Annotated in this window: 14 protein-coding genes; 9 read left to right on the forward strand and 5 right to left on the reverse strand. The window is 37.3% G+C overall.

The window, feature by feature from the left end; all coding sequences use genetic code 11:
* The first annotated feature begins 160 nt into the window (after nt 1-160).
* The 3 genes from IPP32_01810 to IPP32_01820 all read left to right on the forward strand — a co-directional run bounded on the left by IPP32_01810 (nt 161) and on the right by IPP32_01820 (nt 2,843).
* Nucleotides 161-598: an Hsp20/alpha crystallin family protein gene (locus IPP32_01810; protein ID MBL0046822.1), complete on the forward strand. Its 438-nt coding sequence runs from the start codon at nt 161-163 to the stop codon at nt 596-598.
* A 153-nt stretch (nt 599-751) separates the two neighbouring features.
* Nucleotides 752-1,477, forward strand: a complete 726-nt coding sequence (locus tag IPP32_01815) for a polyprenol monophosphomannose synthase (GenBank protein MBL0046823.1) — start codon at nt 752-754, stop codon at nt 1,475-1,477.
* A gap of 7 nt (nt 1,478-1,484) precedes the next feature.
* Nucleotides 1,485-2,843 (forward strand): dihydroorotase, encoded by a 1,359-nt coding sequence (locus IPP32_01820; protein MBL0046824.1) that lies wholly within the window; start codon nt 1,485-1,487, stop codon nt 2,841-2,843.
* Between the two features lie 10 nt (nt 2,844-2,853).
* Here IPP32_01820 and IPP32_01825 read toward each other — a convergent pair whose 3' ends face one another.
* The gene (locus IPP32_01825) at nt 2,854-4,680 is read right to left on the reverse strand and encodes a transglycosylase domain-containing protein (protein ID MBL0046825.1); all 1,827 of its coding nucleotides are present in this window, start codon (nt 4,678-4,680) and stop codon (nt 2,854-2,856) included.
* Nucleotides 4,681-4,837: 157 nt separating this feature from the next.
* Here IPP32_01825 and IPP32_01830 point away from each other — a divergent pair, with 157 nt between their 5' ends.
* A complete protein-coding gene (locus IPP32_01830; GenBank protein MBL0046826.1) occupies nt 4,838-5,191 on the forward strand; it encodes a DUF4296 domain-containing protein in 354 nt (117 codons plus the stop codon).
* Nucleotides 5,192-5,193: 2 nt separating this feature from the next.
* On the opposite strand, the gene IPP32_01835 is transcribed toward IPP32_01830, so the two are convergent.
* Together IPP32_01835 and IPP32_01840 are read right to left on the reverse strand one after the other, a co-directional pair.
* On the reverse strand, nt 5,194-6,000 hold the full coding sequence (locus IPP32_01835) for an alpha/beta hydrolase (protein MBL0046827.1): 807 nt from the start codon (nt 5,998-6,000) through the stop codon (nt 5,194-5,196).
* Nucleotides 5,997-7,289 (reverse strand): aminopeptidase P family protein, encoded by a 1,293-nt coding sequence (locus IPP32_01840; protein ID MBL0046828.1) that lies wholly within the window; start codon nt 7,287-7,289, stop codon nt 5,997-5,999. Before IPP32_01840 ends, IPP32_01835 begins: the two co-directional genes overlap by 4 nt.
* A 163-nt stretch (nt 7,290-7,452) precedes the next feature.
* Here IPP32_01840 and IPP32_01845 point away from each other — a divergent pair, with 163 nt between their 5' ends.
* From IPP32_01845 to IPP32_01855, 3 genes are read left to right on the forward strand one after another with little or no spacing between them, the layout of a single operon-like run.
* Nucleotides 7,453-8,133, forward strand: a complete 681-nt coding sequence (locus tag IPP32_01845; protein ID MBL0046829.1) for a succinate dehydrogenase cytochrome b subunit — start codon at nt 7,453-7,455, stop codon at nt 8,131-8,133.
* Between the two features lie 26 nt (nt 8,134-8,159).
* The gene (locus IPP32_01850; protein ID MBL0046830.1) at nt 8,160-10,073 is read left to right on the forward strand and encodes a fumarate reductase/succinate dehydrogenase flavoprotein subunit; all 1,914 of its coding nucleotides are present in this window, start codon (nt 8,160-8,162) and stop codon (nt 10,071-10,073) included.
* 48 nt (nt 10,074-10,121) lie between these two features.
* Nucleotides 10,122-10,865: a succinate dehydrogenase/fumarate reductase iron-sulfur subunit gene (locus IPP32_01855; GenBank protein MBL0046831.1), complete on the forward strand. Its 744-nt coding sequence runs from the start codon at nt 10,122-10,124 to the stop codon at nt 10,863-10,865.
* Nucleotides 10,866-10,867: 2 nt separating this feature from the next.
* Here IPP32_01855 and IPP32_01860 read toward each other — a convergent pair whose 3' ends face one another.
* Together IPP32_01860 and IPP32_01865 are read right to left on the reverse strand one after the other, a co-directional pair.
* Entirely contained in the window at nt 10,868-11,332 is a 465-nt protein-coding gene (locus tag IPP32_01860) for an Lrp/AsnC ligand binding domain-containing protein (protein MBL0046832.1), read from the reverse strand.
* A gap of 141 nt (nt 11,333-11,473) precedes the next feature.
* Complete coding sequence (locus IPP32_01865; protein ID MBL0046833.1) at nt 11,474-12,454, reverse strand: acyl transferase; 981 nt, start codon at nt 12,452-12,454, stop codon at nt 11,474-11,476.
* Between the two features lie 68 nt (nt 12,455-12,522).
* Here IPP32_01865 and IPP32_01870 point away from each other — a divergent pair, with 68 nt between their 5' ends.
* Both IPP32_01870 and IPP32_01875 read left to right on the forward strand, forming a co-directional pair.
* Nucleotides 12,523-12,999, forward strand: a complete 477-nt coding sequence (locus IPP32_01870; GenBank protein MBL0046834.1) for a hypothetical protein — start codon at nt 12,523-12,525, stop codon at nt 12,997-12,999.
* Between the two features lie 130 nt (nt 13,000-13,129).
* Nucleotides 13,130-14,461 (forward strand): porin, encoded by a 1,332-nt coding sequence (locus IPP32_01875; protein MBL0046835.1) that lies wholly within the window; start codon nt 13,130-13,132, stop codon nt 14,459-14,461.
* Nucleotides 14,462-14,471 lie beyond the last annotated feature (10 nt).

Consider the following 14,471-nt stretch of genomic DNA (forward strand, 5'->3'; position numbering starts at 1 on the left):
TATTTAAAGGACTTACAGACATTTTTTCTTGCTTTTAAAAAAACCCATGACAAGTTTTCACAAAATTTCGACTGGCATTTGAATTGAAAGTATCCTTCACGAAAACGTTTTCAAAAAGTCTATAAAAAATATTAACAACTAAAAATAGGAGGACCTAAAAATGACACTCGTAAAATTCAAAAACAATTCATTACCAGTTGTGCCAACTTTTTTTGACACACTTTTCGGAAAAGATTTCTTTGACTACAATTACAACAACACCTTGGCAACGCTGCCGGCTGCCAATATCAAAGAAACAAAAGACAATTTCATTTTAGAAATGGCAGCTCCCGGAATGAAAAAGTCGGATTTCAAAATAGAAGTGAATAACAATGTGCTTACCATCTCTTCTGAGAAAGAAAGCAACAAAGATGAAAGTAACGAAGGATTTACGCGTAAAGAATTTAGCTATCATGCTTTCACTCGCTCATTCAATTTACCGCAAACTGTAAACAAAGACAATATTACTGCAAGTTACATGGATGGGCTATTAAGCATTAGCATTCCAAAACGTGAAGAAGCAAAAGAAAAACCGGCGCGTTTGATTGATATTGCTTAATCAAAAAAATAGTGGTTTAGTTTAGTGTGGTTGATTTTTGTTAGAAAAAGGCGGGGTGGTTCCCGCCTTTTTTAATTTTGGAATTGCAAAAATTAGTTAATTATCCACAATTGTTGGCAGTTAAAAATAGGAAGATTATATTCGCTTTTTCAAATACAAACTGTGATTGATAGTCTGGTAATTATCCCTACTTACAATGAAAAGGAAAACATCGAAAAAATTATTCGAACAGTTTTTTCTTTGAAGAAGGAGTTTCACATTTTAATTATTGAAGACAATTCGCCTGACGGTACTGCCAACATTGTGAAACAACTCATGATGGAGTTTAAGGATAAACTTTTTATAGAAGAAAGAAAAGGCAAACTTGGCTTAGGAACCGCCTATATTCATGGATTTCGTTGGGCTTTAAAAAACAATTACGAGTACATTTTCGAAATGGATGCAGATTTTTCGCATAACCCCAATGACCTCATAAGGCTTTACGACGCCTGCGCAAATCAAGGTGCTGACGCAGCTGTTGGTTCAAGATACATCTCCGGTGGAAAAGTAAAAAACTGGCCGGTTCTTCGCATATTAATGTCCTATTTTGCATCCGTTTATGCTCGAATTGTATTGTGGTTTAATGTTCACGACACGACTGCCGGATTTATGTGTTACAAAAGTGCTGTGCTAAAAAGAATTCACTTAGACGATATTAAATTTACTGGTTATGCATTTCAAATTGAAATGAAATATACCGCAAGCAAACTTGGCTTCAAAATAAAAGAAGTTCCTATAACTTTTATTGATCGACAAGAAGGCGTTTCGAAAATGAGCACAAAAATTTTCAAGGAAGCATTTTTTGGAGTGCTTCAAATGCGTTTTAAAAAAATTAAATAATCTTTTCATGCCGTCAACCTTCATTAAGAATGCAAGTATTGTTAATGAAGGAAATATTTTCATTGGAGATGTATTTATCGAAGGTGAAAAAATTAGTTGGATTAAGCCATATGTTAACGGCTCGGGTGCTACTCCCTCATTACCTGAGGATACTAGAATTATTGATGCCACGGGTAAATATCTTTTACCCGGAGTGATTGATGATCAAGTCCATTTTCGCGAACCGGGCCTTACCCATAAAGGAACCATTTATAGTGAATCACGCGCTGCTGTTGCCGGTGGAGTTACTTCTTACATGGAAATGCCCAACACAATTCCCAATGTTTTTACGCAAGAATTACTAGAAGACAAATACAACCTCGCTTCAAAGAATTCATTCGCCAATTATTCCTTTTTTATGGGCGCATCAAATAGCAACATCGAGGAAGTATTAAAAACAAATCCACAAACGGTATGTGGTATTAAAATTTTTATGGGATCGTCAACCGGAAATATGCTGGTTGATAACCGCGAAACGCTTGAAACTATTTTTTCTCAATCCAAATTACTTATTGCAGTGCATTGCGAAGACGAAAAAACAATTCGCGAAAATCTAGCTCTGGCAAAAGAAAAATTCGGAGATGCTATTCCGCCCAGCTACCATCCGATCATACGCAATGCTGAAGCATGCTACAAGTCTTCATCACTAGCGGTTAGTCTTGCTCAAAAATACAATTCCCGTTTGCACGTACTTCATATCTCAACCGCAAAGGAAACCACACTTTTTGAACAAAAGCCGCTGAACGAAAAAAGAATTACAGCAGAAGCGTGCATCCATCATTTGTGGTTTTGTGACGAAGATTATGAACGCTTAGGAAACTGGATTAAATGGAATCCGGCAATAAAATCTGCAAACGATAGAACTGAAATATGGAATGCATTACTCGACAATAGAATTGATGTAATTGCTACCGACCATGCCCCACACACAATTGAGGAAAAGCAAAATACGTATCTCAATGCCCCTTCCGGTGGACCTTTGATTCAACATTCACTAGTCGCTATGCTTGAGTTTTTCCATCAAAAAAAAATAACCCTCCAAAAAATTGTTGAAAAAATGTGCCACGCCCCTGCAACACTATTTCAGATTGAAAAACGTGGATACATTCGTTCTGGTTACTTTGCCGACTTAGTATTAGTGGATTTAAATTCCCCTTGGGAAGTAAATAAGTCTAATATAATTGCGCACTGCGGCTGGTCTCCATTTGAAGGAACTACTTTCCAAGCAAAAGTTCTAAATACTTTTGTAAATGGAGCTTGCGTCTTTGAAAATGGAAATATAAATGAAGCAATTCGTGGAAAAAGATTGACCTTCTCGCGTGAATAGTAATTCACTTTCAAAAAATATCTTCTTGTTCCTCTTGAATCTGAATGGTATCGCTAACCAACACCATACTTTTAGCAAATCCCTTTAAAATTACATTTGGTACAAGCTCGCTCTTTTCCTGTTCAGTTAGCGCACCTTTTCTAACCATATGCCCTGCTACCAATGAGTAATAACTGGCAACACTTTCTTTTAATTTTCCATCCGGCCCAAAGTTGTATTTAAACCCTTTCGGGCGAGGTACAATCATTGCTAAAAAAATACTTTCAGCGAGCGACAATTCCGAAGGTTTCTTTTCAAAATAAAAACGGCTTGCTTCCCCAATACCATATACATTTGGCCCCCACTCAATTATATTTAGGTACACTTCATACATTCTTTCTTTACTCACCAGTCGATTGTTTTCAATAAGCCAAACCAACATGGCCTCTTCCATTTTTCGAGCAATTGTTTTATTGCGTGTAAGAAATACATTTTTAACCAACTGCATACTAATAGTGCTGCCCCCTCTTACAAATCGTTTCTCCTTAAAATTTGTAGCTATCGATTTTCGAAAGGCATCTTCATTAAAACCGGAATGCGAATAAAAATTACCGTCTTCGGAAGTGAGTAAAGCAGCTTTCATTGAAGTACTAATTTCATTTATCGGAGTATAATAAGGATTACTTGTACCAACCGAAAAACTCCGTACTGCTCTATCTTTCTCGTATGCCGTATATTGGAATTCCCCATTCATTTTTGCCAAATTGGTATTTCCAAAACCTAATATCTTAAAATTCTTCTTACTTAATGAAGAGCTGAATTCAAGTTCATTAGGATATTTTGTGTCGATAAAAAAATGAAGCTTATAAGACAAGGAACCGCTCGTCTTTATTCCATCAATATTTTCAAATAATCCCTTCGGAAAGGATTCAAAAAAATCTTGCGCGCTACACTCCGGAAGGCTTACATCTAACTTAATTTTGTGTGTTGGATAAATCTGATAGCTCAAACAGGGATGATATTTGACTTTGTTATATGAAACCGTTGAAGTACTATCCAATTCCACAAAATTTGTCCCAATGCGCAACAAATAATCTAAGGTTTGGTTTTGAATTATCACATTGTTTGCGGAAACTCTCCAATGGTTGAGTTGAAAATTTTTTGCCGAAATCCGGCCACTTAACAATAAAGAATTATTTTCATAAGATGCTCTGTCCAGTTTCATTTGAATGGTGTCGAAGGTTAATGAAAGTTTCCATTTTTGCTTCAATAAAGGCAAAAATGTCCCACCCTTTTCTTGAGGAAATAGTTTCAAATCAGCTGTCCTTTCATCCGAAAAAATACTTCCTTCTGCAAGCCATCGCTGTGCAACATTATTCTCCAACAAAATAATTTGTGTGCTAAAAACATGGTCTTTAATTTCAAGCTTTGGCACATTCGCTTTCATTTCTATACTATCCCCTTCAAAGCTTACAATTGTATTTTTAAAACGAACACTCGATGGAATTGCATCAAATAAGGTGCTTAGCATTTTTTCGGCATACCTGCTATAATCCGCTTTTACAATAACACTATCCTGTTTATCCTTTTTTTGTTGTATCAAAAATGAAAAATTATTCCGGTTTGAACTTTTAATAATGTGTAAGTAGGTATTGGCTATTTCCAAATTACTAAAACGCACTTTTCCTGTAAGAAGCGGAAACAAACGAATATTAAGAAATACAGAATCTATTTGAAGTAAGGTATCGGATGCTTGCGGTGCCAGAGTAACTCCTTTTATAAGCAATCCATTTAGTCCCTTGAAATCAGCTAAATGGATAGCAATTTGAGTATGATAGCGCTGCTCGAAGGCTGTCAATTTTTTGTTTAGGATGTAGGTCAGCAATGAATTTCTGAAAAGTAGAAATAACACCAATAGGCTAAAAAAGCCAATACCGCATACTATAAGTATTCTCTTCAAACGAAAGTTCATAAGCTCCATCAATATTTGTTACTTTTGCTTTCAAATAAAAGCAATGCAATTTATAAATAAGTCCATACTTTTTGCGGGTTTTCTATTTTTCTTGATTTCATGCAGTTCTAAAAAAGATACACTCCCCGATGGTATCTTAAAAAAAGAAGCAATGGTTGCGGTAATGATAGATATTCAATTAGCTGATGCAGCAGTGAATTTAAGCAATTATGGCCAAACAAATTTCCCAAACGACAAGGAAAAACTATTCGAATCTATTTATTTAAAACATAAAATAAATAAGAAAATTTTTGAAGCTAGTTTTTCCTACTATACTGCTCATCCCGATGATTTTGAAAAGATTTACGATGAAGTAATTACCGGCTTGAGCAGCAAACAAGCAGAATTGGCAAAATAATTTTAATAAGGTGTGCGAAAACAAACGCGCGCAAATTTTTTAGTCGCCCTCAACGTTTCCGTTTCCGCTTCAAAAAATCCCATGTGCCCCGCATTTTCCAAGGTTTGTGTGTAGGTATTTTTAGCTAATGAAAATAAGGGTTTAATTCGCTCAAATGGAATTGTAGTATCTAATTTACCTGCAATAAACAATACCGGATAGCGTGCAAATTTCAATACCACTTCTCGATTTTTACGCACTTTCATTCCTTCCAATGCTGCTATTATACCTTGCTGCGAAGTGCGCACACTAATGCTTTGAGCAAGTTCAACCTTGTTCCTAAAGAGATCCACATTTAAGGGTGCGAACAATTTCTTTGTAGCTTCTTGCGCATAAACTTTAGGATTCTTTTTTACAAATTCAATAGCCTTTTCGCGATCACGCTTTTTCTCTTTAGAATCAGGCAAGGCAGTGGAATGAAATAAAACCATTCCTTTCAAATTATCGGAATACAATTCTGCAAAAGCTAAAGCTACATACCCACCCATTGAATGGCCAACCAAAATATAGCGTCTTAAATGCAAACTGTCGAGCACCGCTTTCACACTTTGAGCCATCAATTCCATCCGATGCACATATCCAAAACACTCGCTTTCACCATGGCCAGGTAAGTCAATTAAAATTACTTTATACACCTTTGAAAGTCGTTCCGCATACTCACTCCAAATTTGCGACGATTCTAAAAAACCATGCAAAAGCACAATGGCACGGCCTTTACCTTTTACTTGGTAAGAAATTTTTCCGTATTTGAAGGGTACGGTTTGCATCACTTTTGTTGCATCAAACGCTCAATCTCTTCCACTTCCAATGGAATATTTTTCATCAAATCCACCGGTCCTTTTTTAGTTACCAAAATATTATTCTCAATTCGGATACCTAAACTTTCTTCCGGAATATAAATTCCGGGTTCACATGTAAATACCATGCCTTCCTCTAGTGGGCGCTTGAAATCACCCACATCATGTACATCTAATCCTAAAAAATGTGAGGTGCCATGCATGAAATATTTTTTATACAAAGGCTTATTCTTATCCTGTTTGGCAACTGCTTTCGCATCTAATAATCCAAGTCCAATTAATTCCTTCTCCATCAATTTTCCAACTTCCACATGATACTTCTCAATTGTATTACCAACAACCAACATCTTCGTTGCTGCTTTCATCACACGCAAAACAGCATTATATACATCCTTTTGGCGTTTTGTAAACTTTCCGTTTACCGGCAAACAACGGGTTAAATCAGATGCGTAATTACCATACTCTGCTGCCACATCAAGCAATATCACATCGCCGTTTTTACATTCGCGATTATTCTCTACATAATGCAAAACACAAGCACTTGCACCTGAAGCGATAATTGGCCCATACGCAAATCCTTGTGAACGATTACGAATAAATTCATGAATCAATTCCGCTTCAATTTCATATTCTTTCACACCCGGCTTAATAAATTTCAATAACCTTCTAAAGCCCTTTTCTGTAATGTTACATGCTTGCTGTATTAATTCAATTTCATACTTTGATTTAATTGCTCGTAAATGATGCATAATTGGCGCCGAGCGCTCGTATTTATGCAAAGGAAAATTATCCTTACACCACTTAATAAATCGAGCATCTCTTGTCTCCGTTTCAATTGTCGCTCGTGTATGTTCATTGGTATTCAAATACACATTTTCAGCACGAAACAAGAGCGTTTTAAAGAGGGTATTAAATTCATGCAACCAATAAATAGTTTGGATTCCTGATGCAGCAGTTGCTTCTGCTTTAGTATATTTATGTCCCTCCCAAATTGCAATATGCGCATTGGTTTCCTTTAAAAATAAAACTTCGCGGTGATGCGAGTCTTTTGCATCAGGAAAAATAACAAGTATGCTTTCTTCCTGATCAATACCCGACAAATAAAACAAGTCCGAATTTTGCCGAAAGCCCATCGAACCATCCGCATTCGTAGGCAATATATCATTACTGTTAAATACCGCAATTGAATTTGATTTTAATTTTTTCGCGAAACGTGCACGATTTTCGATGAACAATTTTGAGTTAATGGGGTTGTATTTCATAGCCTATGATTTATATCATACCCTTAAGTTTCCTGTAATCTCTAAGGGAATAATGATGTTTGGAAATTAAATTTGTTTAGAATGTATTTGATTATAAATTTGTGTGCTGTAAATATAAAAACTATTCATCACAAGCTTCCTCAAATAAATCCTTCACACAACAATGAGTCAATCAAAAAAATTTTTGGAATCATCTCTAGGTAAAAAAGTAATAATGGGCCTTACCGGTCTATTTTTAATCACTTTTTTAGTTGTACACTGCGGTGTAAATGCTTGTATTTTTGCCAACGATGGCGGTCTACTATTTAATACTGCCGCACATTTCATGGGTACCAACATCCTTATTCGTACTACCGAAATAGTGCTTTTTTTCGGAATCATCCTTCACATTGTTCAAGCTTTAATCCTAACACTTAATAATGCTAAAGCGCGCCCGGTAAAATATGCTAAAACCAATGCAAGCGCCAATAGTACCTGGTATTCACGCAGTATGGGTTTACTCGGAACTCTCTTATTGTTGTTTCTGATTTTGCACTTAGGGCATTTTTGGGTAAAAAGCCGTTTTACCGGTTTACCCGGATTAGATGCCAACGGGCACGATAATTTATACGCCGAAATGAAAATTGTTTTTTCTTATGGTGGTGCAGTAGCAGTATATGTATTAGGTATGATTTCATTAGCTTACCACTTGCTTCATGGCTTTCAATCCGCTTTTCAAACCCTTGGATTAAACCATAAAAATTTTACCCCATTTATTAAAAAATTAGGAATTGCATTCTCCATTATTGTTCCTTTGATTTTTGCGCTTATGCCACTGGCAATGTACTTTCATTGGATAAACTAATTAACCTGCTTCAACACTCAAACTAAATGAAATTAGATAGTAAAATTCCTGCAGGTCCGCTTGCTGAAAAATGGACAAAACATAAATCCAGCATTAAACTGGTAAACCCGGCGAATAAAAGAAAACTGGAAGTTATTGTGATTGGAACCGGACTTGCCGGTGCCTCTGCTGCTGCCAGCTTAGCTGAGTTGGGCTATAAAGTAAAAGCATTTTGCTACCAAGATAGCCCGCGCAGAGCACACAGTATTGCTGCTCAAGGCGGAATTAATTCTGCCAAAAATTATAAAAACGACGGAGATAGCGTGTATCGCTTGTTTTACGATACCATTAAAGGTGGCGATTTTCGTGCCCGCGAAGCAAATGTGCATCGGCTAGCCGAAGTAAGTGTAAATATTATTGATCAATGTGTTGCACAAGGTGTTCCTTTTGCGCGCGAATACGGCGGCTTACTCGATAACCGTAGCTTTGGCGGCTCTCAGGTTTCACGTACTTTTTACGCACGTGGTCAAACCGGACAGCAACTCCTATTAGGCGCTTACTCCGCATTGAGTCGTCAAGTTGGACTTAAAAATGTTGAAATGTTTAACCGTCATGAGATGGTTGAACTGGTTAATATCGATGGCAAAGCACGCGGAATTATTGCTCGAAATCTGGTAACCGGCGAATTAGAGCGTCACTTTGGACATGCGGTTGTTTTGGCAAGTGGTGGATATGGAAACGTATTTTTCTTAAGCACCAATGCCATGGGATGCAATGTAACGGCAATATGGAAAGCTTATAAGCAAGGTGCATTTTTTGGCAACCCTTGTTTCACTCAAATTCACCCAACTTGTATTCCGGTAAGTGGCGATTATCAAAGCAAACTCACCCTTATGAGCGAAAGTTTGCGTAACGATGGCCGTGTTTGGGTACCAAAAGCAAAGGGCGATAAACGTAAACCCCAAGATATTCCGGAAGAAGAAAGAGATTATTACCTCGAAAGAAAATATCCAAGTTATGGAAACCTTGCTCCTCGCGACATTGCTTCACGAGCTGCTAAAGAAGCCTGTGATGATGGTCGTGGTGTAGGCGAATCAGGCTTGGCGGTGTATTTGGATTTCGCTGCAGCGATCAAACGCTTAGGAAAAAATGTTATCGAAGAACGTTATGGAAACCTCTTCGATATGTATGCACACATCACCAACGAAAATCCTTATGAAGTGCCCATGCGCATCTATCCTGCTGTGCATTACACCATGGGTGGTCTTTGGGTGGATTATAATTTAATGACTACTGTTCCCGGCTTATACGCAACCGGCGAAGCAAACTTTAGCGATCACGGTGCTAATCGTCTTGGCGCTTCGGCATTAATGCAAGGCTTGGCCGATGGCTACTTTGTTTTACCGTATACCATCGGAGAATATTTAGCCGGTGAAATTTTCACCAAAGCAATTCCAACCGATCATCCTGCTTTTATTGATGCCGAAAATAATGCCAAAGCACGAATGGAAAAATTGCTCTCAATTAAAGGCACTAAAACAGTGGACGATTACCACAAAGAATTGGGGAAAATTATGTGGGATTATTGTGGAATGGCCCGAACTGCCGAAGGTTTAACTAAAGCAAAAGGAATGATTAAAGAATTACGCAAAGAATTCTGGAGCAATGTGAAAGTTACCGGCGGAATGAACGAACTAAACCCCGATTTAGAAAAAGCAGGCAGAGTTGCTGATTTTATTGAATTGGGCGAGCTAATGGTAAACGATGCCTTCCAACGCAATGAATCCTGTGGTGGGCATTTCCGTACCGAATATCAAGACGAAGGCGAAGCAAAACGCAACGATGAAAATTACGCCTACGTAGCAGCTTGGGAGTTTAAAGGAATTGACAATGAACCGGAAGTACATAAAGAAGAACTGGTTTACGAAAATATCAAACTAGCTACAAGAAGCTATAAATAAGTTACTGTTCCGGATTTCCGGAAATCCAAAACAATAAAGAAATAAGCGATGAAATTTACATTAAAAATATGGCGACAAGCCAATGCAAAATCCGACGGTAAATTGGTAGATTATCCTATCGATAATATTAATGCGGATATGTCCTTTTTGGAAATGATGGATGTGTTGAACGAAGAACTTATCCGTAAAGGCGAAACTCCGGTAGCATTTGATCACGATTGCCGTGAAGGTATTTGCGGTACTTGCAGCATGTTTATTAACGGTCGCGCACATGGTCCTAAAAGCGCCACTACCACTTGTCAATTGTACATGCGTAATTTCAGTGATGGCGAAACTATTTTTATTGAACCCTTTCGTGCAGCCGCTTTTCCGGTGATGAAGGATTTGGTTGTGGACCGCTCCTCTTTTGATAGAATCATGAATGCAGGCGGATTTATTTCTGTAAATACCGGTCAAGCTCAAGATGCCAACAATATTCCGGTAAATAAAAAAGATGCCGACTTAGCTATGGATGCCGCTGCATGTATTGGATGTGGAGCTTGTGTTGCCAGTTGCAAAAATGCCAGTGCCATGCTTTTTGTGAGTGCAAAAGTTTCCCAGTTTGCATTGCTACCCCAAGGTCAAATTGAACGTGAAAAACGTGTTTTAGCAATGGTGAATCAAATGGATGAAGAAGGTTTTGGAGCCTGCACAAATACCGGTGCTTGCGAAGCAGAATGCCCTAAAGAAATTTCGCTTAGCAACATTGCACGTATGAACCGTGAATATTTTGCAGCGCAGGCTAACGATTAAGCTTATCCTATTTTAATTTGCCTTTTTATACTTTCTTCTAGCGAGATAAAGGTTTCCGTCCTTGAAACACCCTTTATACTTTGAATTTTTTCGTTTAATACTTCGCGGAGATGGTTGGTGTCTCTGCAAAATATCTTTGCAAACATACTGTAAGTCCCAGTAAGGTAATGCAGTTCTACAATCTCATCAATTTTTTTCATGCGCGCCACTGCATCATTATATTCAGACCCCTTCTCCAAAAAGATTCCTAAAAATGCACATATATCATAACCAACTTTCATAGGATTCACCACAAACTGCGACCCTTTTACCACCCCCATTTCTTCTAATTTTTTCATGCGCACATGCACTGTACCGCCCGATATCAATAACTCCTTTGCTATATCGGTGTACGGAATGGTAGCATCTTTCATCAAAATAGAAAGTATCTGTTGGTCTAGTTTATCAATTTGGTAAGGAAGTGGCATATAATTTAAATCAGATTTTAATACTGTTAACAAATATAGGCATTTTATGAAATTATCGTAATTTTTAACAAGTTTACATGAAATAATATCAATATATCTGAAAGTATACTACTTTTGAAACGGTTTTAATGGGTTAATATATTACAGTAGTAGATTACAGCCACGAATGTCGCTGTTGTCAAATCTGCCAAGCACTTCAAAAGATTTGTCGGGATAGACTTTACACAAGTCTTGTGTAGAAATGAAGCTGCAGGAATTGAGGTTTGCGAGATCGATGACATTTAAACCTCCGGTTTTTTGGGTTAGAGCCGGACTTAAAGGATCATCGATCTCTCTTGCTTCAACACGCATCCAAGGCGGGCATTCAAAAATTCCATCCCCTTTTGAATACGCTTGAGATAACAATTCTGTCATCCCAAATTCCGAATGTATTTTTGTTACTCCAAACGCTTGTGTTAAAATTTGGTGGAGCTCGGTTCTAATTAATTCTCTTCGCCTTCCTTTCATGCCACCTGTTTCCATCACGATACAATTGCTTAAATTCAGTTTGAATTTTTCCGCAAAATCAAACAAAGCATGCGTCACGCCAAGTAAGAGCGTTTTCTGTTTAACTGCGCTTAATTCATGTAAAGTGTCTCTCAGCTTTTCGTCTGCTTTCAAATAATAACCGCTTTTTGAATGTCCACTTTTGCGTATTAAATCATCCACCATATAAATGAGTGATGATCCACTCCGCTCGCTATAGGAAGGCAATAAAGCCAAAATGCAATACTCAGATGGTTCAGCGTAGAACTGAGTGAATGAGCCAAGATAACTCCTTTTATAGAGTTCCAAATCACTAACATAATGCGCACTGCTCATTGCCCCTGTTGTGCCGCTACTAGTGAAAACTAGCTCAGGTGTCTTATCTCCACAGTGCACGCGATGCGACTTAAAAAAACTGATAGGCAAATAAGGAATTCTTGAAAGATTGTTTACCGAACTTCGGTGAATCGTTAGGTTATCAACAAACATACGATATACGCTATTCTCGGAATATTGAAAGGCAAAAACTTCCAAGGCACAAGCTTCAAATTCTTGCTCACTTGTAATGTTAAAGATTCGATTCTCCAACTCCTTCATAAAGTATGTTTGTTCAAGGTTAACACTTTAAAGAAATATATTTTTAACTTTGTTCATCTAATTTTTCAATGAAAAAGATTTCAAAAATAGCGCTAATTCTTATGCTTCTAACTGGTGCCTCTTTTTATTCTTGTAAAAAGAAGGATAAGTTTCCTGCTGAGCCTGAAATTACCTACAAAGCTTTCGAAAAATTTGGTGCCGATTCTGCTCACTTAATTATTTCCTTTACGGATGGCGATGGAGACATTGGTTTAACGCAGAGTGATACCAGCGAACCTTATTTATTTAACTTTTTTACCAGATATTACACTAAGGTAAATGGCGTTTTTGTAGAAAAGGTTTTACCGATTCCATTAAACTTTAGAATTCCAATTTTAAACTCAAGTAAAAAATCAAAATCCTTGGAAGGAGATATTTTAATAACCTTTCTTAAACCTTATTATTTTCCAACATTAAAAGATACTATTCAATACGAAATATACATCAAAGACAGAGCACTGCACGAAAGCAACCGCATTCGCACCGATGAAATTATTGTTCCTTAATTCTCTACTTGTCAATTTCTCCAGCGTATACTATTCCTGATTTAACATTCGCTTAACACACACGTAATACCTCAATAACATTCGATTTACTGCTTTGCGCATTAATTAAATGCAAAATAATTGTAAATAAATGTTTAAAAAATCGGATGGTAATGCGCTTCTTAAACTTGCAGTTGCACTCTTACTTCAACTTTCTTTTTACACCCCTGCCAGCTCTAGCACCACAACCATAAATCACGATACATTAACAGTTGATTCGACTCAATTAGCATTAAAAAAAATTGCCGGTCAATTGGATTTCTTAAAGCGTACCAGCATTTCCGGATATTTGCAAGCGCAGTTTCAATACGCGGACTCTTCAGGTATTGAAAGCTTTGAAGGGGGTAACTTTGCCCCTAATGTGGATAAACGATTTCAAATTCGTAGGGCCCGATTCCGAATTACACATGAAGAACGCCTAGGTATTTTCACGATTCAAATTGATGGAAATGAGAGAGGTGTGAAGGTGATGGATTTCTATGGTCGATTAACAGACCCTTGGATAAAAACCTTTTCGATTACTGCCGGAGCATTTAGCCGTCCATTTGGTTTTGAAGTGAATAATCCATCTAACCTACGTGAATCCACCGAAAGGGGGAGAATGTCACAAACTCTTTTTCCAAGTGAGCGAGATATTGGAGCCATGCTATCCGTGCAGTTTCCCACAAAATATAAGCTTCACTTCATAAAATGGGATGCCGGTTTTTTTAATGGCGTGGGTAGACTACAAACTGACTTTGACAAACAAAAGGATTTCATTTCAAGGCTTTATTTAATAAAAGCTAACAAATCAAAAACAATTCAATACGGTGGTGGAGTTTCTTATTATCGCGGCGGGAGTCGAATGAACACGAATAAATATTATAACCGCATAAATACGGTGAATAATGTTATTCAATTTAGTGCGGATTCATCCTTTTCAAACGCAGGAAGTATCGCAGCAAAAGAATATAAAGGAGCCGATGCTCAGTTTTCTTTTCATTGGCTTTTAGGTCAAACAACTTTACGCGCTGAATATATTAAAGGATATACACCAAGTACAAAGTCATCTACCCTAAATATGGATGTACAGCCAACAACCGACATATACAAACGTCATATTGATGGTGCATATTTCTACTTTATACAGACTATTGGTAAAACAAAGTTGCAAACTGTTGTAAAATACGATTGGTTCGATCCCAATACAAAAATTAAGGGCAACCAAATTGGAGCTAAGGGAAATACGGGTAAAGCGAATAATTTCACCTCTGCAGATATTAAGTACTCCACATTAGGCTTGGGAATTATTTACAATTGGGACGATAACGTAAGATTAACTGCATACTATGCAATGGTTCAAAATGAAAAAACACAATTAACGGGATTCACACAAGATATACCTGATAATGTTTTTACTTTTAGAGTGATGTATAAGTTTTAAAAAGGGCATT

The organism is Bacteroidota bacterium, assembly GCA_016721765.1.
Taxonomy (GTDB): domain Bacteria; phylum Bacteroidota; class Bacteroidia; order UBA4408; family UBA4408; genus UBA4408.

What these genes read in the sequence shown, in the direction of transcription:
- IPP32_01810 (MBL0046822.1), top strand. Translation starts at nt 161, where the DNA reads ATGACACTCGTAAAATTCAAAAACAATTCATTACCAGTTGTGCCAACT.
- IPP32_01820 (MBL0046824.1), top strand. Translation starts at nt 1,485, where the DNA reads ATGCCGTCAACCTTCATTAAGAATGCAAGTATTGTTAATGAAGGAAAT.
- IPP32_01830 (MBL0046826.1), top strand. Translation starts at nt 4,838, where the DNA reads ATGCAATTTATAAATAAGTCCATACTTTTTGCGGGTTTTCTATTTTTC.
- IPP32_01840 (MBL0046828.1), bottom strand. Translation starts at nt 7,289, where the DNA reads ATGAAATACAACCCCATTAACTCAAAATTGTTCATCGAAAATCGTGCA.
- IPP32_01845 (MBL0046829.1), top strand. Translation starts at nt 7,453, where the DNA reads ATGAGTCAATCAAAAAAATTTTTGGAATCATCTCTAGGTAAAAAAGTA.
- IPP32_01850 (MBL0046830.1), top strand. Translation starts at nt 8,160, where the DNA reads ATGAAATTAGATAGTAAAATTCCTGCAGGTCCGCTTGCTGAAAAATGG.
- IPP32_01855 (MBL0046831.1), top strand. Translation starts at nt 10,122, where the DNA reads ATGAAATTTACATTAAAAATATGGCGACAAGCCAATGCAAAATCCGAC.
- IPP32_01860 (MBL0046832.1), bottom strand. Translation starts at nt 11,332, where the DNA reads ATGCCACTTCCTTACCAAATTGATAAACTAGACCAACAGATACTTTCT.
- IPP32_01865 (MBL0046833.1), bottom strand. Translation starts at nt 12,454, where the DNA reads ATGAAGGAGTTGGAGAATCGAATCTTTAACATTACAAGTGAGCAAGAA.
- IPP32_01870 (MBL0046834.1), top strand. Translation starts at nt 12,523, where the DNA reads ATGAAAAAGATTTCAAAAATAGCGCTAATTCTTATGCTTCTAACTGGT.
- IPP32_01875 (MBL0046835.1), top strand. Translation starts at nt 13,130, where the DNA reads ATGTTTAAAAAATCGGATGGTAATGCGCTTCTTAAACTTGCAGTTGCA.